The organism is Kitasatospora sp. NBC_01250 (assembly GCF_036226465.1).
Taxonomy (GTDB): Bacteria; Actinomycetota; Actinomycetes; order Streptomycetales; family Streptomycetaceae; genus Kitasatospora.
The window spans coordinates 3,180,239-3,198,383 of sequence record NZ_CP108476.1 but is presented as its reverse complement, the minus strand read 5'-3'; the positions used below and the strand labels follow the sequence as shown (position 1 = coordinate 3,198,383).

The 18,145-nt window shown below is 72.5% G+C and carries 17 protein-coding genes; 4 read left to right on the top strand and 13 right to left on the bottom strand.

The window, feature by feature from the left end; genetic code table 11:
• Positions 1-87: 87 nt before the first annotated feature.
• Positions 88-1,599, top strand: a complete 1,512-nt coding sequence (locus tag OG500_RS12960) for an ArnT family glycosyltransferase (protein ID WP_327066721.1) — start codon at positions 88-90, stop codon at positions 1,597-1,599.
• A gap of 24 nt (positions 1,600-1,623) precedes the next feature.
• On the opposite strand, the gene OG500_RS12955 is transcribed toward OG500_RS12960, so the two are convergent.
• The 6 genes from OG500_RS12955 to OG500_RS12930 form a co-directional block, all read right to left on the bottom strand.
• Entirely contained in the window at positions 1,624-2,073 is a 450-nt protein-coding gene (locus OG500_RS12955; RefSeq protein ID WP_327066720.1) for an SPW repeat protein, read from the bottom strand.
• A gap of 185 nt (positions 2,074-2,258) precedes the next feature.
• A complete protein-coding gene (locus tag OG500_RS12950) occupies positions 2,259-4,406 on the bottom strand; it encodes a 3-hydroxyacyl-CoA dehydrogenase NAD-binding domain-containing protein (RefSeq protein ID WP_329579893.1) in 2,148 nt (715 codons plus the stop codon).
• Positions 4,407-4,408: 2 nt separating this feature from the next.
• Positions 4,409-5,626, bottom strand: coding sequence for a thiolase family protein (locus OG500_RS12945; RefSeq protein ID WP_327066718.1), 1,218 nt, complete (start codon positions 5,624-5,626; stop codon positions 4,409-4,411).
• Between the two features lie 190 nt (positions 5,627-5,816).
• Entirely contained in the window at positions 5,817-7,061 is a 1,245-nt protein-coding gene (locus OG500_RS12940) for an HRDC domain-containing protein (protein ID WP_327066717.1), read from the bottom strand.
• 115 nt (positions 7,062-7,176) lie between these two features.
• A complete protein-coding gene (locus OG500_RS12935; RefSeq protein WP_327066716.1) occupies positions 7,177-7,893 on the bottom strand; it encodes a response regulator transcription factor in 717 nt (238 codons plus the stop codon).
• A gap of 344 nt (positions 7,894-8,237) precedes the next feature.
• A complete protein-coding gene (locus OG500_RS12930) occupies positions 8,238-8,888 on the bottom strand; it encodes a DUF3000 domain-containing protein (protein WP_327066715.1) in 651 nt (216 codons plus the stop codon).
• 180 nt (positions 8,889-9,068) lie between these two features.
• Here OG500_RS12930 and hemE point away from each other — a divergent pair, with 180 nt between their 5' ends.
• The 3 genes from hemE to hemQ are packed head-to-tail and all read left to right on the top strand — an operon-like array spanning position 9,069 to position 12,334.
• The gene (gene hemE / locus OG500_RS12925) at positions 9,069-10,139 is read left to right on the top strand and encodes a uroporphyrinogen decarboxylase (RefSeq protein WP_327071537.1); all 1,071 of its coding nucleotides are present in this window, start codon (positions 9,069-9,071) and stop codon (positions 10,137-10,139) included.
• A 54-nt stretch (positions 10,140-10,193) separates the two neighbouring features.
• Complete coding sequence (hemG, locus tag OG500_RS12920) at positions 10,194-11,624, top strand: protoporphyrinogen oxidase (protein ID WP_329579886.1); 1,431 nt, start codon at positions 10,194-10,196, stop codon at positions 11,622-11,624.
• The gene (hemQ, locus tag OG500_RS12915; protein ID WP_327066713.1) at positions 11,621-12,334 is read left to right on the top strand and encodes a hydrogen peroxide-dependent heme synthase; all 714 of its coding nucleotides are present in this window, start codon (positions 11,621-11,623) and stop codon (positions 12,332-12,334) included. Before hemG ends, hemQ begins: the two co-directional genes overlap by 4 nt.
• A 2-nt stretch (positions 12,335-12,336) precedes the next feature.
• Here the strand turns inward: hemQ and OG500_RS12910 are convergent, their stop codons facing one another.
• The 7 genes from OG500_RS12910 to OG500_RS12880 all read right to left on the bottom strand — a co-directional run bounded on the left by OG500_RS12910 (position 12,337) and on the right by OG500_RS12880 (position 18,116).
• Positions 12,337-13,116 (bottom strand): TIGR04222 domain-containing membrane protein, encoded by a 780-nt coding sequence (locus tag OG500_RS12910; RefSeq protein ID WP_327066712.1) that lies wholly within the window; start codon positions 13,114-13,116, stop codon positions 12,337-12,339.
• Between the two features lie 81 nt (positions 13,117-13,197).
• Positions 13,198-13,695, bottom strand: a complete 498-nt coding sequence (locus OG500_RS12905; protein ID WP_327066711.1) for a SigE family RNA polymerase sigma factor — start codon at positions 13,693-13,695, stop codon at positions 13,198-13,200.
• 91 nt (positions 13,696-13,786) lie between these two features.
• Positions 13,787-14,572 (bottom strand): hypothetical protein, encoded by a 786-nt coding sequence (locus tag OG500_RS12900; protein WP_329579882.1) that lies wholly within the window; start codon positions 14,570-14,572, stop codon positions 13,787-13,789.
• 132 nt (positions 14,573-14,704) lie between these two features.
• A complete protein-coding gene (msrB, locus tag OG500_RS12895) occupies positions 14,705-15,112 on the bottom strand; it encodes a peptide-methionine (R)-S-oxide reductase MsrB (protein WP_327066709.1) in 408 nt (135 codons plus the stop codon).
• A 51-nt stretch (positions 15,113-15,163) separates the two neighbouring features.
• Entirely contained in the window at positions 15,164-16,561 is a 1,398-nt protein-coding gene (gene murC, locus OG500_RS12890) for a UDP-N-acetylmuramate--L-alanine ligase (RefSeq protein ID WP_327066708.1), read from the bottom strand.
• Between the two features lie 127 nt (positions 16,562-16,688).
• Complete coding sequence (locus OG500_RS12885; protein WP_327066707.1) at positions 16,689-17,147, bottom strand: indole-3-glycerol phosphate synthase; 459 nt, start codon at positions 17,145-17,147, stop codon at positions 16,689-16,691.
• A 174-nt stretch (positions 17,148-17,321) separates the two neighbouring features.
• Positions 17,322-18,116 (bottom strand): pyrimidine reductase family protein, encoded by a 795-nt coding sequence (locus OG500_RS12880; RefSeq protein WP_327066706.1) that lies wholly within the window; start codon positions 18,114-18,116, stop codon positions 17,322-17,324.
• Positions 18,117-18,145: the final 29 nt, after the last annotated feature.

Sequence of the window (18,145 nt, the reverse complement as noted above, 5' to 3'; positions counted from 1 at the left end):
TTTCCGACGTTCGAGTCAATATGACATTCATATCTGAATCCGGGACCGGCACCTCTTCTGCCGGTCCCGCCCGGTAGGTTGTCCCTCGTGCCCACCTCGACCTCGACCCCCAAGCGCCTTGCCATGCTCGCTGCCCGGCTTCGCTCGGGGTACTGGACCCGGCTGGTCCCGGTGCTGGCCGTGGTGGCCACGCTGACCCACATCCCCTCGTTCATGCGCCCGGTGTGGAGCCCGGACGAGGGGTACCTGGCGACCCAGGCCCGGATGCTGGCCAGCGGCGGGGTGCTCTACGACACCGTCGTGGACCGCAAGCCGCCGCTGCTGCCGTGGCTCTACGAGGCCTGCTTCTCGGTCTTCGGCTCCCTCTCGCTCTGGCCGCTGCGCACCCTGGCGATCGTGGCGCACGTGGTCACCGCCGTGCTGCTGGTCTCCATCGCGCGCGGTCGCTGGGGCAACCGGGCGGGCGGTGCGGCCGGGGTGCTCTACCTGCTGCTCTCGATCGGCCTCTCCCCGGAGGACACCCAGGCGGCGACCTTCGAGGTCTTCATGCTGCCCGCGATGGTGGCCGCCTTCCGCTACGCCGAGCGCCGCCGCTGGCTGGCCGCCGGGATCGCGGTGGCGGTCAGCTCGCTGACCAAGCAGACCGGCGGCGCGGTGCTGCTGCCGGTGCTCTGGATGCTCTTCCAGGACGCCCGCCTGCGCGGCGTGCGGTGGCGCAGCGCGCTGCTCAAGGTGGGCTTCGGCTTCGCGCTGCCGATAGCTGTGGTCGCGGTGATCCTCACCAAGCCCAAGGGCTTCCTGTTCTGGGTGGTGACCGGCAGCGGCGACTACGCCTCGCTGGGCGGGGACTGGCTGCAGATGATCGGCCGGGCGCTGGGCAACTCGGCGATCCTGCTGGCGGCCGGCCTCGGCTTCCTCTTCCCGCTCGGCCACCGGCTCTGGGTACGGCTGCGCACCGGCCGCTCGCTGCCGACCCGCGGCGAGTCGCACGGCGCGCCCAGCGACCTGTGGGTCTGGCTGGTCTCCTCGGTGGTCGGGGTCGCCACCGGCTTCCACTTCTTCGGCCACTACTACCTGCAGCTGATGCCGCCACTGGTGCTGCTCGGCGTCGGCGCCGTCTCGGTCTCGGCGGTGCGCTGGAAGCCGGTGCTGGTCTACAGCACGGTGGCCGCCAGCGCCTTCTGGGTGCTCGCCATGGCCTGGCCGGGCGAGCAGCTCAACCAGACCACCCAGGTGGCCACCGCGGTCGCCGAGCGCAGCACGGCGCAGGACACCGTGCTGGTCTGGGGCATGCACCCCGAGCTCTACTGGCTCTCCGACCGCAAGCCCGCCACCCGCTACCTGACGGCCGGCTTTCTGACGAACTTCAGTGGCGGCAAGGGCACCCAGGACGTCGGCGAGCAGTACAGCGTGCCGGACGCCTGGCAGACCTTCGACAAGGAGTTGGCCACCAACGGCCTGCCGGAGATCGTGGTGGACGACTCCGGGCGCGCGCCCTACCAGCCGCTGCTGGTGCCCAAGATCGAGAACCTGCTGGACGACCACTACGAGGTGGTCGGCGCCTACGGCGACACGGTGGTCTACCGGCTCAAGAAGTGAGCCGGTAGACCACCGGGCGAGGCGTCAGATCCGGCGTCGGCTCGCGCCCAGCACCATCCCTGCCGCGGTGAAGGCGAGCAGGCAGGTCAGTCCGCCCACGATCACCTGGTTCCAGATCATGCCCCGGGTCGCGGTGTGGCCCACGGTCACCACCCAGGGGGAGATGATCAGGAACACGCCGGTGGCGGCCATGGCCCAGGTCAGCCCGAACATCCGGGCCGGAGCGATGGTCAGGCCCAGACCGAGGGCGGCGATCCCGATCCCGAGGATCAGGTTGCAGATCACCAACTCGTGGCTGGCCGCACTGAAGTGCACCACGTAGGGCGAGATGGCCAGGTAGAGGCCGGTCAGCACGACCAGCCCGTCCACGGCGACTCCCTGGGGTCCGTCCATCATGCGCGCGTACCGGGTCCGCATCTCCGAGATGTCCGGATGGGTGGAGATGTCACCGGTTCGATGTGAGACGTCGGCCATACGACTCGCCTCCTCAGGTCTGCAAGTTCGTCTGCTTGGCCTAACGGTATTATGCGCTTTGTCCTGATTTGGTGTATACCGCAGCGGCTGCTGAACCTGCGGCCGGCGCAGGGCGGAGCCGGACATGCCGAAGGGCGGCCCGCTCCCTGGGGGGAGCGGGCCGCCCTCGTGGGCTCAGCCGTCTATCAGGCCGGGACGCTGGCCAGGCCGGGGGCCAGGAACTTCTTCCCGTTCACCCGCTCGGAGACGCCCGCGCGGTCCAGGTACGGGGTGATCCCGCCCAGGTGGAAGGGCCAGCCCGCGCCGGTGATCATGCACAGGTCGATGTCCTGCGCCTCGCCGACCACGCCCTCGTCGAGCATCAGGCCGATCTCCTGCGCGACCGCGTTCAGCGCCCGCTCGCGGACCTGCTCCTCGGTCAGCGCGCTGTCGCCGAAGGTGAGGAGCGCCAGCACCTCGGGGTCCAGGACCTGCTGGCCGTCCTGCCAGATGTAGAAGCCGCGCTTGCCGGCCTTGACCACCTCGGCGAGGTTCTCGGAGACGGTGAACCGCTCCGGGAAGGCGCCGTGCAGCGTCTCCGAGACGTGCAGCGCGATGGCCGGACCGACCAGCTCGAGCAGCGCGATCGGGGACATCGGCAGGCCGAGCGGCTGCACGGCCTTCTCGACGGTCTCGAACGAGGTGCCCTCGTCGATGATGTTCTGGATCTCGCCCATGAAGCGGGTCAGGATCCGGTTCACCACGAACGCCGGGGCGTCCTTGGTGAGGACGGCCGTCTTCTTCAGCTTCTTGGCCACACCGAAGGCGGTGGCCAGCGAGGCGTCGTCGGTCTTCTCGGCCCGGACGATCTCCAGCAGCGGCAGGATCGCGACCGGGTTGAAGAAGTGGAAGCCGACCACGCGCTCCGGGTGCTGGAGCTTGGAGGCCATCTCGGTGACCGACAGCGAGGAGGTGTTGGTCGCCAGGATGGTGGTCGGCGAGACCACCGCCTCCAGCTCGGCGAGGACGTTCTGCTTGACGCCCATCTCCTCGAAGACGGCCTCGATCACGAAGTCCGCGTCGCCGAACGCCGCCGCCTTGTCCAGGTGGCCGCTGACCAGGCCCTTGAGCTTGTTGGCCTTGTCGTTGCCGATCCGGCCCTTGGCGAGCAGCTTGTCGACCTCGGCGTGCACGTAGCCGACGCCCTTGTCGATCCGCGCCTGGTCGATGTCGGTGAGGACCACCGGCACCTCCAGGCGGCGCGCGAAGAGCAGCGCCAGCTGGGAGGCCATCAGACCGGCGCCGACCACGCCGACCTTGCTGACCGGGCGGGCCAGCGACTTGTCCGGGGCACCGAAGGGCTTCTTGGCCCGACGCTGCACCAGGTTGAAGGAGTAGATGCCGGCCCGCAGCTCGCCGCCCATGATCAGGTCGGCCAGCGCGGCGTCCTCGGCGTCGAAGCCCTGCTGCAGACCGGCTGCATCCCCGAGGCTGGCGTTCTTGGCGGCCGCCATGATGTCCAGCGCCCGGTAGGCGGCCGGAGCCGCGCCGTGCACCTTGGCGTCGGCGACCGCGCGGCCCCAGGCGATGCACTGGTCCCAGTTGTCGCCGCGGTCGATCTCGGGACGCTCGACCGTGATCTCGCCCTTGAGGACCTTGGCGGCCCACAGGATCGACTGCTCCAGGAAGTCGGCCGGCTCGAAGATCGCGTCCGCGATGCCGAGCTCGAACACCTCCTTGCCCTTGAGCTGCTTGTTCTGGCTCATCGAGTTCTCGATGATGACCTTGACCGCGTTGGCCGGGCCGACCAGGTTCGGCAGGATGGTGCAGCCGCCCCAGCCGGGGACCAGGCCGAGGAAGACCTCGGGCAGCGAGAAGGCCGGCACACCGGAGCTGACGGTGCGGTAGCTGCAGTGCAGACCGATCTCCACGCCGCCGCCCATCGCGGCGCCGTTGTAGAAGGTGAAGGTCGGCACCGGCAGCGCGGCGATCCGCTTGAAGACCTCGTGGCCGCCCTTGCCGATGGCCAGCGCGTCGCCGTGCTCCTTGAGCAGCTCGACGCCCTTGAGGTCGGCGCCCACCGCGAAGATGAACGGCTTGCCGGTGATCGCGACCGCGACCACCTTGCCGTCCGCGGCCTCCGCCTCGACCTGGTCCAGCGCCTCTTCGAGCTTGAGCAGCGAGCCCGGGCCGAAGGTGGTCGGCTTGGTGTGGTCGAAGCCGTTGTCCAGGGTGATCAGCGCCAGCTTGCCGGCCTGCAGCGGCAGGTCCAGGTGGCGGACGTGCGCAGTGGTGACGACCTCGCCCGGGAACAGCTCGGCGCCGCGCTTGAGGAGCTCAGTGGTGTTGCTCATGATCACTTACCACCCTCGAAGTGCGGGTTCTCCCAGATGATGGTCCCGCCCATGCCGAACCCGATGCACATCGTGGTCAGGCCGTAGCGGACGTCCGGGCGCTGCTCGAAGCGGCGGGCCAGCTGGTTCATCAGGCGCACGCCGGAGGAGGCCAGCGGGTGGCCGAAGGCGATCGCGCCGCCGAACGGGTTGACCCGCTCGTCGTCGTCCGCGATGCCGTAGTGGTCCAGGAAGGAGAGGACCTGCACGGCGAACGCCTCGTTGACCTCGAACGCGCCGATGTCATCGATCGTCAGACCGGCCTTGGCCAGCGCCTTCTCGGTGGCCGGCACCGGACCGATGCCCATCACCTCGGGCTCGACGCCGGCGAAGGCGAACGAGACCAGGCGCATCTTGATCGGCAGGCCGAGCTCCTCGGCCACGTCCTCGGCGGCCAGCAGCGAGGCGGTCGCGCCGTCGTTGAGACCGGCCGAGTTGCCCGCGGTGATGTTGCCGTGCGGGCGGAAGGGGGTCTTGAGGTTCGCCAGCGACTCCATCGTGGTGCCCGGGCGCAGCGGCTCGTCCACGGTGGCCAGGCCCCAGCCGGTCTCGCCGACCTCGGGGTTGGTGTTGCGGACGGTGATCGGCACCAGGTCGGGCTGGATGTCGCCGTTGGCGTAGGCCTTGGCCGCCTTCTCCTGGGAGCGCACGGCGTAGGCGTCGCACCGCTCCTTGGTCAGGTGCGGGAAGCGGTCGTGCAGGTTCTCCGCGGTCATGCCCATGAACAGGGCGGACTCGTCGACCAGCTTCTCGGAGACGAAGCGCGGGTTCGGGTCCACGCCCTCGCCCATCGGGTGGCGGCCCATGTGCTCGACACCGCCGGCCACCACGACGTCGTAGGCGCCGAAGGCGATGCCGCCGGCGGTGGTGGTGACGGCGGTCAGCGCGCCGGCACACATCCGGTCGATCGCGTAGCCGGGGACCGACTTCGGCAGGCCGGCGAGGAGGGCGGCGGTGCGGCCGATGGTCAGCCCCTGGTCGCCGATCTGCGTGGTGGCGGCCACGGCCACCTCGTCGATGCGCTCGACGGGCAGGTTCGGGTTGCGGCGCACGAGCTCCCGGATGCACTTGACGACCATGTCGTCGGCACGGGTCTCGTGGTAGATGCCCTTCGGGCCGGCCTTGCCGAACGGGGTGCGGACGCCGTCGACAAAGACGACGTCCCTCGCGGTACGAGGCACGGGGGCTCTCCTCCCAGGGGACATGGCATGGTGCGCAGACGCGCGCTCTCACGAGGCAGCGCTGCTTCACCGCCATGCTACTGGTCGGTAACCAACTTGCCCAGGGCCGGGTCCGGTGGGGCGGGTGTGTCCCGCGCCACGTGGGCGGATGTCTCTCCGTGCACCTTGCGCGGCCGGCCCGGGCGGCTGCCTACTGCGCGCCCTCGGTCGCCGCCCGGAAGGCCTCGGCCATCACCGGTGCGACGAGTTCGACCTGCCAGTGCCGGGCGCCCAGCGCGGTCAGCGCCCGGGCCACGGCCGGGGCGCCGGCCTCGGCGGGCGGCTCCCAGGAGACCCGGCGGACCAGGTCGGGGGTGATCAGGTTCTCGGTGGGCAGGTTGCGCTGCTCGGCCAGCTCGGCGACGGCGGCCTTGGCCCCGGCGAGCCGGGCGGCGGCCACCGGGTCCTTGTCGGCCCAGGCGCGCGGCGGCGGCGGGCCCTCGTGCGGCGCGGCGGCGGGCGGCAGCTGGGCCTCGGGGATCGCCCGGGCCCGGTCGAGCGCGGCCAGCCACAGCTCCAGCTGGCGGCGGTGCACCCGGGGGCCGAAGCCCTGGACGCTCTGCAGCACCGGCACGCTGGTCGGCATGGCCAGCGCGGCGGCCACGATCGCGGCGTCCGAGAGCACCCGGCCCGGCGAGACGTCGCGCTCCTGGGCCTGCTTGTCCCGGGCCTGCCACAGCTCCCGCACGGCCGCGAGCTGGCGGCGCCGGCGCACCTTGTGCAGCCCGGAGGTCCGCCGCCAGGGGTCGACCCGGGGGGTGGGACGCGGGGCGGCGGCGATCGCGGCGAACTCCTCCAGCGCCCAGTCGAGCTTGTCCTGGCCGGTCAGCTCCTGCTCCAGCGCGTCACGCAGCTCGACCAGCACCTCGACGTCCAGTGCCGCGTAGCGCAGCCAGGGCTCGGGCAGCGGGCGGGTGGACCAGTCCACCGCCGAGTGCTCCTTGGCCAGCGTGTAGCCGAGCACGCTCTCGGTCATCGGCCCGAGGCCGACCCGGGCGAAACCGGCGATCCGGCCCGCGAGTTCGGTGTCGAAGAGCCGGGCCGGGCGCATGCCGACCTCGGCCAGACAGGGCAGGTCCTGGGTGGCGGCGTGCACCACCCACTCCGCGTCCGCCAGGGCCGCGCCGAGGGCGCTCAGGTCGGGGCAGGCGATCGGGTCGATCAGGGCGGTGCCGGCGCCGGCCCGGCGCAGCTGGATCAGGTAGGCGCGCTGGCCGTAGCGGTAGCCGGAGGCCCGCTCGGCGTCGACGGCGACGGGGCCGGTGCCCGCCGCGAAGGCCTCGACCACCGCGGCCAGCGCCGTCTCGTCCGCCACCACTGGTGGCAGGCCCTCCCGCGGTTCGAGCAGCGGCACCGGGGTGGTCTCTAGGGCGATGGCTTCTGCGGCGTCGGTCACCCACCAAGGGTACGACGAGCCCCGCCGGCGGGACCCTGGTCGGCGGTGGTTGGGACCTGGCCGAATGCCAGTGGCGGCCCGGATGAAACGTTCCTCCGGACCGCCACGCGGTCACTCAGTGGATGATGCCGGTCCGCAACGCGACGGCGACCATGCCGGCCCGGTCGCCGGTGCCCAGCTTCCGGGCGATCCGGGCCAGGTGGCTCTTCACGGTGAGCGCGGACAGGCCCATGGCCACGCCGATCGCCTTGTTCGACTGGCCCTCGGCCACCAGCCGCAGCACCTCGACCTCGCGCCCCGACAGCTCGCGGTAGGCGGCGGGCTGGGTGCCGGGGGCGCCGGGCGCACCGCCGGCCCCGGGAGCGCCCAGGTGGCCGGGGGTGCCCGGCATGCCGGGGCGGCGCATCCGGCCGGCCAGGCCCGCCGCGCCCAGCGGCAGACCGGGGCGGCCCGGCATCGCGACGTTGGTCCTGGTCCCGGTGACCACGTAGCCCTTGACGCCGCCGGCCAGCGCGCTGCGCACCGCGCCGATGTCGTCGGCGGCCGACAGGGCCAGGCCGTTGGGCCAGCCCGCGGCGCGGGTCTCGGCCAGGATGGTGAGCCCCGAGCCGTCCGGCAGGTGGACATCGGCCACGCAGATGTCGCGGGGTGTGGAGACCCGGGGGCGGGCCTCGGCGATCGAGGAGACCTCGATGACGTCACGCACGCCGAGCGCCCACAGATGGCGGGTGACGGTGTTGCGGACCCGGGGGTCGGCGATCACCACCATCGCCGTGGGCTTGGTCGGGCGGTAGGCGACCACGTTAGCGGGGTGCTCTAGCAGGACCGACACCGTGCCTCCTGAGGGGAGTGGCGGACGGAACCCCGATGGGCGAAGGAGTCGGAGTGTTCCGCGTGTGGAAAGGGTCACAGACTGCTTCGGCATCATCCGTGCCCGGCTTTAGCGAATGATCACGATCTAGTGAGTCACAATACGGACAAATCGCTCGGGCGAATGATCCGACATGCCATCAGGACGGTATAAATCGATCGCAAACCGGAGGAAAAGGTCACTCGACGGTGATCGGTTGACGGCCTGTGCGGCGGCGTGGTGCCGCCCGCGAGGCTCTGAGCAGGCCAATGGCCCGCCGTGGGGATCGGCGGGTCGGCGACGGGGCGGTGAGGCCCCGTCAGCCTTCAGTGTGAGCGGGGCCGCCGTCGGGCCGGCATCGGGACCACTCCGCCGAGTGACGGCGCGTCGGACGTCGACAGGGGCGCGGGCGGGCTCGGCGGCAGCCCCGCGCAGACGCAGAGCAGATCGGCCCAGGCCGTCAGGTGCCGTTCGAACCGGCCGCCGGTGGGCGTCCAGGAGGCACGCAGCTCGATCTCGGTGGAGGAGGGCCGCTCGGCCAGCGCGCCGAAGTACTGCGAAGCGCACCTGGTCACCGTGCCGCCGGGGGCGGTGAAGCCCGCGCCGTGCGTCTGCAGCGCGTCCATCAGCCAGGCCCAGCCCACCTCGCCGACCATCGGGTCGCCGGCGATCTCCGGCTCCAGCTCGGCCCTGGTCATGGTGACCACCCGGAACTCGCCCTGCCAGGCCTCCTGCCCGGCCGGGTCGTGCAGCAGGACGAACCGGCCGTCCGCCAGCTCCTCGCCCTCCACCTCCACCTCGGCCGTGACCGCCCAGCTGAACGGGGCCAGCCGCCGCGGCGCCGGGGTGGCGGACAGGCGCACCTCGGGGCGCGGCCGAACGGCCGTCAGCGCCTCGACGGCGCTGCGGAACCCGACCGGCGCCGACTCCTTGCTCGTTCCGCCCTGCTGTGCGTGGTTCCCGCCGACCGCTGCCATGAGCTGAAGACTAGGCCCTGTCCGACAGTTCCCGGCGGAGCGGCACGCAGACCCGGCACCGGTGGCCGTGCCCTGCCGGGCCGAAGCCCCTGGAGGATCGCACCAGTGGGCCGCGGCGGTGATCAAAGGTGCGCGTGGGAGTATGGCGGCGTGACTGAGAAGACCGCAGCCCAGCCTGCCGTGCCGACCCCCGCAGCCCCGTCCGCCGAGCACGGCCCGGCCCACGACTCCGTCTTCCTGCGAGCCTGCCGGCACGAGCCGGTGGAGCACACCCCGGTCTGGTTCATGCGCCAGGCGGGCCGCTCGCTGCCCGAGTACCTGAAGGTCCGCGAGGGCATCGCGATGCTCGACTCCTGCATGCGGCCCGAGCTGGTCAAGGAGATCACCCTGCAGCCGGTGCGCCGGCACAAGGTGGACGCGGCGATCTTCTTCAGCGACATCGTGGTGCCGCTCAAGGCGGTCGGCATCGACGTGGACATCAAGCCCGGCGTCGGCCCGGTCATCGCCGACCCGATCCGCACCGCGGCCGACCTGCAGCGGCTGCGCCCGCTGGAGCCGGACGACGTCCCCTACGTCACCGAGGCGGTCGGCCTGCTCGTCGCCGAGCTGGGCGCCACCCCGCTGATCGGCTTCGCCGGTGCGCCGTACACGCTGGCCAGCTACCTGGTCGAGGGCGGCCCCTCGAAGAACCACGAGCGCACCAAGGCGATGATGTACGGCGCCCCCGAGCTGTGGGCCGAGCTGGTGGACCGGCTCGCCGTGATCACCGCGGGCTTCCTCAAGGTGCAGATCGCGGCGGGCGTCTCGGCGGTCCAGCTCTTCGACTCCTGGGTCGGCTCGCTCGCCCCGGACGACTACCGGCGCTCGGTCATGCCGGCCAGCACCAAGGTCTTCGACGCGGTCGCCGACCTCGGTGTGCCGCGGATCCACTTCGGGGTCGGCACCGGCGAGCTGCTCGGCCTGATGGGCGAGGCGGGCGCCGACGTGGTCGGGGTGGACTGGCGGGTCCCGCTGAACGTGGCCTCCGAGCGGGTGGGCCCGGGCAAGGCGCTGCAGGGCAACCTCGACCCGGCGGTGCTCTTCGCGCCGACCAAGGTGGTGGAGACCAAGGCCCGCGAGGTGCTGCACGCGGCCAACGCGCTCGGCACCAGCGGCCACATCTTCAACCTCGGCCACGGCGTGCTGCCGAGCATGGACCCGGACGCGCTGACCCGGCTGGTCGCCTTCGTGCACGAGGCCAGCGCGCGCTGACCTGTGGTGGGGCGGCCGGTCGGCGGCCGCCCGCCCTCTGCGAGACTGCGGGACATGGCAGAAGCACTACCGAAGGTCGTTGTGATCGGCGGCGGCATCGCGGGCCTGGCCGCGGCCGCCCACCTCGGCGGCGCGGCCGGCGGGCCGGCCCGGGCGGCGGTCACGCTGCTGGAGGCCGGCGAGCGGGTCGGCGGCAAGCTGCTCACCGGTGAGGTCGGCGGGGTCCAGGTGGACCTCGGCGCCGAGTCGGTGCTGGCCCGCCGCCCCGAGGCCGTCGAACTCGCGCGGGAAGTCGGCCTGGCCGACTTCCTGGAACCGCCCAGCACCGCCAAGGCCGCCGTCTGGACCCGCGGTGCACTGCACCCGCTGCCCGGCGGCCAGCTTATGGGCGTCCCCGGTGACCTCGCGGCGCTGGCCGCCTCCGGGGTGCTCACCCCCGAGGGCCTGGCCCGGGCCGCGGCCGAACCCGCGACGGCGCACGGTGTCGGCGAGGACGTGGCGATCGGCGCGTACGTGGCCGAGCGGCTCGGCCAGGAGGTGGTGGACCGGCTGGTCGAGCCGCTGCTCGGCGGCGTCTACGCGGGCCGGGCCGAGGAGATCTCGCTGCGCGCCGCGGTGCCGCAACTGCTCGCCATCGCCCAGGGCGGCGGTTCGCTGGTGGCCGGCGTGCACGCGCTGCTGGCCCGCCCGCAGGCTGGCGGCCCGGTCTTCCAGGGCCTGCGCGGCGGGATCGGCACGCTGCCCACCGCGGTCGCCGCCGCCTGCGAGCGGGCCGGGGTGGAGCTGCGGCTGCGCACGGCCGTCAGCGCGCTGCGGCGCACCGCCACCGGCTGGCAGGTGGTCACCGCCGACGGCGTCATCGAGGCCGACGCGGTGCTGCTGGCCGTGCCCGCCCCCGCGGCCGCCGCGCTGCTGGCCGCCGAGGCCCCGGCCGCCGCGGCCGAGCTGGCCGGGGTGGAGTACGCCGGGATGGCGCTGGTCACCCTCGCCTTCCGGCGCGCCGAGCTGCCCGGCCCGCCGCCCGGCAGCGGCTTCCTGGTCCCCCCGGTGGACGGCCGCTCGATCAAGGCCGCCACCTTCTCCAGCCAGAAGTGGGGCTGGCTGGAGCGCTCGGCGCCGGAGGCCTTCGTGCTGCGCACCTCACTGGGCCGCTACCGGGACGAGGCCGCGCTGGACCTCGACGACGCCGAACTCGTCGAGCGCTCGCTCACCGACCTGCGCGCGGCCGTGGGCCTGACCGCCCGCCCGTACGCGAGCGCCGTGACCCGCTGGCGCGCCGGGCTGCCGCAGTACCCGGTGGGCCATCAGGACCGGGTCGCCCGGATCCGGGCCGCCGCCCGCTGCCTGGGCGGCCTGGCACTGGCCGGCGCGGCCTACGACGGGGTGGGCATCCCGGCCTGCGTGGCCAGTGCCCGGCGGGCCGCCGACGAGCTGACGACCCCGCAATCAGGAGTTCCAGGCATGGAAGGGACAATGAGGGCATGACCGATACCGCAGAGCAGACGCCGCAGAAGAAGAAGGCCCGGGACCTCAACCAGGTCATCCGCTACACCATGTGGTCGGTGTTCCGCCTCAAGGACGCGCTCCCCGAGGACCGCGCCGCGCTGGCCGCCGAGGTCGAGGAGCTGTTCGAGCAGCTCGCCGCCAAGGACGTCACCGTGCGCGGCAGTTACGACGTCTCGGGCCTGCGGGCCGACGCCGATCTGATGATCTGGTGGCACGCCGCCTCCTCCGACGACCTGCAGGAGGCGTACAACCGCTTCCGCCGCACGGGCCTTGGCCGCCTGCTGGCGCCGGTCTGGTCGAACATGGCGCTGCACCGCCCCGCGGAGTTCAACAAGTCGCACATCCCGGCCTTCCTGGCCGACGAGCACGCCCGCGAGTACGTCTGCGTCTACCCGTTCGTCCGCTCCTACGAGTGGTACCTGCTCCCCGACGAGGAGCGCCGGGCGATGCTGGCCGAGCACGGCCAGATGGCCCGCGGCTACCCCGACGTGCGGGCCAACACGGTCGCCTCGTTCGCGCTGGGCGACTACGAGTGGCTGCTCGCCTTCGAGGCGGACGAGCTGCACCGGATCGTGGACCTGATGCGCGACCTGCGCCCGTCCCGCGCGCGGCTGCACGTGCGCGAGGAGGTCCCGTTCTACACCGGGCGCCGCAAGCCGATCAGCGAGCTGCTGGGCGGCCTCGCCTGAGCTCAGCCGCGCAGCGCCGCCCGTAGCCGGGCGTCCGGCACCGCGTCGGTGCCGTCGATCGCCACGGCGGTCAGCAACCGGCGCTCGGCGTCGCCTTCGCCGCCCCCGCCGCCCGAGCGGCGCGGGCGGCGCAGCTGTGCCAGCACCTCGGCGCCGGCCGGCGCCGCCCAGCGGGTGTAGGGGTGCACGTCCACCCGGGCCATCAGCAGGGTCCCGGTGGTGAGGATCAGCGGCAGCGAGAACCAGGCCAGGGTGGCGCCGGTGTCCTGGGCGCCCGGCCCGGTCAGGGTCAGCGCCGCCAGCAGCAGCACCAGCGAGAGCAGCAGCGCCTGGCGGACCTGGCGCACCGCCAGCTGGGTGCTCTCCCGGACCGCCACCGGCGTGGCCAGGCCGGCCAGCGAGAGCCGCGACCCTATCTCGGCGACCGTCGGATGCTCGGTCAGCGCCTCGCGCAGCTCGGCGGTGCGGCACTGCCCCTCGGGCCCGATCTCCTCGATCAGCGCGCGCTCCAGGCGGTTGCGGCCCTGCGGGTCGACCACCGTGGTCCAGCCGGTGTGCGCCAGGTGCAGCCGGCCGCGTCCGCTCATCAGCACCAGCGCGAGGTCCACCACCCGGTCCGGGCCGCCGGCCAGGTAGGCCGTCTCGTACAGCCCGATCGCCGTCCGGTCCATCTCGTCCTCCGACAGCTCCGCCAGGGTGTCGGCGACCGCGGCGGCGCGGATCAGGCGCAGACAGGCGAGCACCGCGACGACGCAGCACGGGACCAGGAAGAGCAACCACATGGGCCTTGTTCTAGACCCCCTGGGCACGAGCTGGGAACAGACTGTGGGCACGATATCGAATCGTGACCGGATCCGGCCGGTTCAGGAGCCCAGCAGGGTCCGGTCGCCGAGGTGGCGGCGGAGCACGGCCAGCGCGCGCATGCTCTGCGACTTCACCACCGAGGTGCTCAGGCCGAGGATCTCGGCGGTCGACTCCACGCTCTGGTCCTCCCAGTAGCGCAGCAGCACGATCGCGCGGTCCCGGCGCGGGAGCAGCTCCAGGGCGTCGAGCAGGGTCAGCCGCTCGGCCGTGGGCTCGCCGCCGTACTCCGCGCGGTCCGGCAGCTGGTCCACGGTCAGCTCGCTGCTGCTGCGCAGCCGCTTGTGGTCGAGCAGCGAGTTGAGCAGCACCTTGCGCGCGTACCCGAAGGGGTCGTTGCTCTGGCGGGCCAGCCGGTTCCAGGCGAGGTACATCTTGGTCAGGGTGGTCTGGGTCAGGTCCTGGGCCAGGTGCCAGTCCCGGCACATCAGAAAGGCGATCTGCCGCAGGCGGATCGCGTTGGCCTCGGCGAAGGCGGTGAATTCGGCTTCGTTGCGCACCGTCGGGCTCCTGGTCGGGATGAGGGCTGGGGCGGGAGCGTGGAAGCCGCGGCCCCACCTGGCTGGCGGGGGCGCGGCGACTGACGGCGGGTCAGGAAAGGGCGGGCAGGTTCGGATACTTGGCGTCGGCGGCTTGGACGAAGCCGACGGGCATCTCGGTTGCGAACCCTGGTGCCTGGGCCATGGCGATTGCCTGCTCCACGGTCAGGACCTCGATGCCGGGCGGATTGACCTGCTTCTGCGGGTCCCAGGACAGGCAGGTGCCGAGCTGGATGGAGACCAGGAGGTTGTTCGGGCGCTGCACCGTGACGAGGGTCGACTCGATGCAGTTGCCGGTCGTCTTGACGACCTGGTAGCGATCGCCGTCGGGCGAGGTCCCGCAGGCGGTGTCAGCGGTGCTCCCGCACGTGAGCGAACCCGAACTGAGTGTCACCTGGACCAGGCCGGTGCCCTGCGTGGTGGTCAGGTCGAGCCGGGTCATCAGGGCGTTGGGTCCGCTGTAGGTGGTGTAGTTGCCGCTCTGCCCGCCGATTGGCAGCGCGTTCAGCGCGGCGGCCAGCAGTGCGGGGCCGTCGGCCGGCACCAGCCCGGAGGTGCTGGGCTCCGGTGAGCTCGGTGCCGCGGCCGCCGGCTGCTGGACCGTCCGGCCCGGGCCACCGCCCGCCAGTGGCCAGAAGGCCAGCAGCGAGGCGATGGCGGCCACCGCGGTCACCGAACCGGCGACCGCGGTGAAGGTGCGTCGTCGCCGCTGCCGGCGGCCGAGATAGGTGGCCTGGGCGACCAGGTCGCCCAGCGGCGGCGGGGTGAGCGCGGCCAGCTCGGTACTGAGGGTGAAGCGGAACTCGTCGTCGGGGAGTTCTTCGAACTCGTCGTTCATCTCGGATGGTTCCTCTGGTGATCACCCGCACGCCGGCCATGCGGACCCGCTCTTGCGCGGGGCTCTGCTCAGCTAGACGTGTCGGAGTACCGGTTCGGTCGCACTGTGCTGCCGAACCGGTCCACCACCGGCTCAGCCCTCGGCCGGCCGCAGGGTCAGCGAGATGCTGTTGATGCAGTACCGCTGATCGGTCGGCGTCGCGTAGCCCTCGCCCTCGAAGACGTGGCCCAGGTGGCCGCCGCAGCGCGCGCAGCGGACCTCGACCCGGCGCATGCCGAGGGTGGTGTCCTCGATGTACTCGACCCGGTCCTCGGCCAGCGGCGCGTAGTAGGAGGGCCAGCCGCAGTGGCTCTCGAACTTGGTCTCGGAGCTGAACAGCTCGCTGCCGCACGCCCGGCAGCTGTAGACGCCCACCGTCTTGGTGTCGGTGTACTCGCCGACGAACGGGCGCTCGGTGCCGGCCTCGCGCAGCACGTGGTACTCCGCGGGGCTGAGCTGGGCGCGCCAGTCGGCCTCGGACTTCTCGATCTCGTAGCTCATGTCATTCCTCCCGGGTCCTGGACCGCCTTGGGACCGCAAGCACCGTGCTGCTCAGACAGCAACAGCGGCGAGCCGGGAAAGAATTTCCGGGCCCAGGTTGGTGACGTCGCCCGCGCCCATGGTGAGCACCAGGTCGCCGGGCCGGGCCAGGGCGGCCACCGCCGCGGGGGCGGCGGCGAACTCGTGCTCGGCGGTGACCTCGGCGCCCGCGCGCAGGGCCGCGTCGATGATCAGCCCGCTGGTCACGCCCGGGATCGGGTCCTCGCGGGCCGGGTAGATGTCCAGCACCACCGAGGCGTCGGCCAGCGCCAGCGCCTGGCCCATCTCCTCGGCCAGCTGCTGGGTGCGGCTGAACAGGTGCGGCTGGAAGACCACCAGGACCCGCCCTGCGGTCGCCTCCCGGATCGCCTCCAGGTCGGCGGTCATCTCGGTGGGGTGGTGCGCGTAGGAGTCGATCACCTGCACGCCGCGGGCCTCGCCCTTGAGCTGCAGCCGCCGGCGCACGCCGGTGTACGAGCCGAGCGCCTTGGCCAGCTGCTCCGCCGGGACGCCGAGCGCGACGCCGGCCGCCAGCGCGGCGACCGCGTTGTGCGCGTAGTGCCGCCCGGGCACCGAGACCGTGAAGGTCAGCGGGGCGCCGTCCAGCTCGACGGTGACCTCGCTGGTCATGCCGCGCGGCACCACCGAGAGCACCCGGACGGTGGCGTCCTCGGCGGCGCCGACGGTGACCACGTGCAGGCCCTCGCGCCCCGCCAGCCGCGCGGTCAGCTCGCGGGCACCGGCGTGGTCGGCGGAGACGACCAGGGTGCCGCCGGGCTGGACGCGGTGCACGAAGGTCTCGAAGGAGTCGTAGATCTCGTCCATCGACGCGTAGTTGGCGTGGTGGTCGAGCTCCACGTTGAGGATGATCGCCACCTCGGGGGCGTACTTGTGGAAGCTGCGGTCGCTCTCGTCCGCCTCGGCCACGAAGATCTCGCCCGCACCGTGGTGCGCGTTGCTGCCCGGCGCGTCCAGGTCGCCGCCGATCGCGTAGGAGGGGTCCAGGCCCAGGGTGTCCAGGGCGACGGCCAGCATGCTGGTGGTGGTGGTCTTGCCGTGCGTGCCGGCCACCGCCAGCGCGCGCCGGCCGCCCATCAGCGCGGCGAGCGCGTCGGAGCGGTGCACCACCGGGATGCCGCGCTCGCGGGCGGCGACCAGCTCCGGGTTGTCGGCGCGGATCGCGCTGGAGACCACGATGCTGCTGGCGCCGGACGGCACGTTCTCGGCGGCGTGGCCGACCCGGACGGCTGCGCCCAGCTCGCGCAGCGCCAGCACGGTCTCGGACTCCTTGGCGTCACTGCCGGAGACCTTGGCACCGCGGACCGCGAGGATCTTCGCCAGACCGGACATGCCGGCCCCGCCGATGCCGATGAAGTGCGGGGCGTGCAGGTCGTGGGCGGCGTCGTTCAAGGGAGTTCTCCGTAGCTGGGAAGGCGAATCGTCCTCGCGGAGCCCGGGGCCGACCCGGGTGTGCCCGGGTGGTTGCCCGGGACCGCAAGGACGATTCTGCACCACGCGGGCGCGGGGGCGGTGCGGCTCAGGCCTCGCTGGCGAAGAGCTTCAGCACCGGGACGCCGACCTTGTGCCGGGCCTTGGAGGCCCAGTCGCGGTGGAAGAACTCCTCCACGAAGTGCGGCGCGGTGAGCACCAGCACCTCGTCCGCCGAGGTCTCCTCGACCACCGAGCGCAGGCTGTCCAGCGGATCCGTCTCCACCACCCGGCCCACCGCCTCGGCGCCGGCCCGGCGCAGGTGCCGCAGGCTGTGCTCCAGCGACTCGGCCGCCACGGCCGCACCGTTCGGCTCCTCGTGCTCGTGCACCACCTTGTCCAGGTGTCCGAGGGCGACGTCGTCAAGGGCGCGCAGCAGCTCGTCCTGCTTGCCGCGGGGTTGCATCAGGACGACGAAGGAGACCTTCTCCTCGCCGTGGAGGGTGGTGACCAGCTCCACGTCCGCGTCGGAGAGCGCCTTTTCGATCATCAGTACGGTCTTGAACACAAGAGTCCCTTCCGTGTTGCAGGCCCCCGGGGTCCGGTGTCCCCTCCCATAGTGCCCGGAGGAAGCTTTCCTCACGCGGCACACGTGGCACTCGGGCCACGGGGGAGTGATCGCCGAACCGGGCCGCTGACGCCGGTGCGTTCAGGGGTGGTTCAGCGGCGATTCAAGGAACGGTTACCCGGGGGTACGGCAGTAGCGGGTGAAGAGGAAACCTTTCTGCTCGATCAATGAGACCAGCCGCATCCGTTGCGCGTCTGCCATTTCCGCACCGTGCATGATCCGTGGCGCCGCGCCCGCGGTCAGCAGCGGTGCCAGCGACAGGCAGAGCTCGTCGAGCAGGCCCGCGGCGGCCAGCTGACCCAGCAGGCGCGGGCCGCCCTCGGTGAGCTGGCGGGTCCAGCCGCGAGCGGTCAGCGCGGCCTGGGCCGCCACCAGGTCGACCGCGCCGCGGCCCACCGTGATCAGGTCGGCCACCTCGGCGACGGCGGCGCGGGCCTCGGCCGGCGCGTCCGCCGGCGCGATCACCACGGTGCGCACCAGCGGCTCGGTGAACAGCGGGGCGCCCAGGTCGAGCGAGAGGCTCCGGCTGACCACCGCGATGACCGGGGCCGGGGTCTGCCCCGCCGCCGCGCGGGCGGCGGCGAAGTCGGCCCGCGCGCGGGCCGGGCGGTAGCCCTCGGCGCGGACCGTCTCGGCGCCCACGATCACCACGTCGCACAGAGCCCGCAGCACGCCGAAGATCCGCTTGTCGGCCTCGCTGGACAGCCCCTCGGAGAGGCCGGCCAGCCGGGCCGCCCCGTCCAGCGAGCCGACCATGTTGGCGCGCAGCCAGGGCCGTCCCGACCGCACCGACTCGGGGTAGGCGTAGACCTCGGCCAGCTCGGCGAGCGAGCTGAGCGCCGCCCCTTCGGTGTCGGCGGGGTCGGCGTGTTCGACCGGGGAGTGTGACGGACGGATCAGCTGGCGCATGCCAGGCAGTCTTCCACGGCCAGTAGGCT

Excerpts from the sequence above, each read along its gene's own strand:
- OG500_RS12955 (WP_327066720.1), bottom strand. The coding sequence starts at position 2,073 with ATGGCCGACGTCTCACATCGAACCGGTGACATCTCCACCCATCCGGAC.
- OG500_RS12950 (WP_329579893.1), bottom strand. The coding sequence starts at position 4,406 with ATGAGCAACACCACTGAGCTCCTCAAGCGCGGCGCCGAGCTGTTCCCG.
- OG500_RS12930 (WP_327066715.1), bottom strand. The coding sequence starts at position 8,888 with ATGGCAGCGGTCGGCGGGAACCACGCACAGCAGGGCGGAACGAGCAAG.
- hemG (WP_329579886.1), top strand. The coding sequence starts at position 10,194 with ATGGCAGAAGCACTACCGAAGGTCGTTGTGATCGGCGGCGGCATCGCG.
- hemQ (WP_327066713.1), top strand. The coding sequence starts at position 11,621 with ATGACCGATACCGCAGAGCAGACGCCGCAGAAGAAGAAGGCCCGGGAC.
- OG500_RS12910 (WP_327066712.1), bottom strand. The coding sequence starts at position 13,116 with ATGTGGTTGCTCTTCCTGGTCCCGTGCTGCGTCGTCGCGGTGCTCGCC.
- OG500_RS12900 (WP_329579882.1), bottom strand. The coding sequence starts at position 14,572 with ATGAACGACGAGTTCGAAGAACTCCCCGACGACGAGTTCCGCTTCACC.
- msrB (WP_327066709.1), bottom strand. The coding sequence starts at position 15,112 with ATGAGCTACGAGATCGAGAAGTCCGAGGCCGACTGGCGCGCCCAGCTC.
- OG500_RS12880 (WP_327066706.1), bottom strand. The coding sequence starts at position 18,116 with ATGCGCCAGCTGATCCGTCCGTCACACTCCCCGGTCGAACACGCCGAC.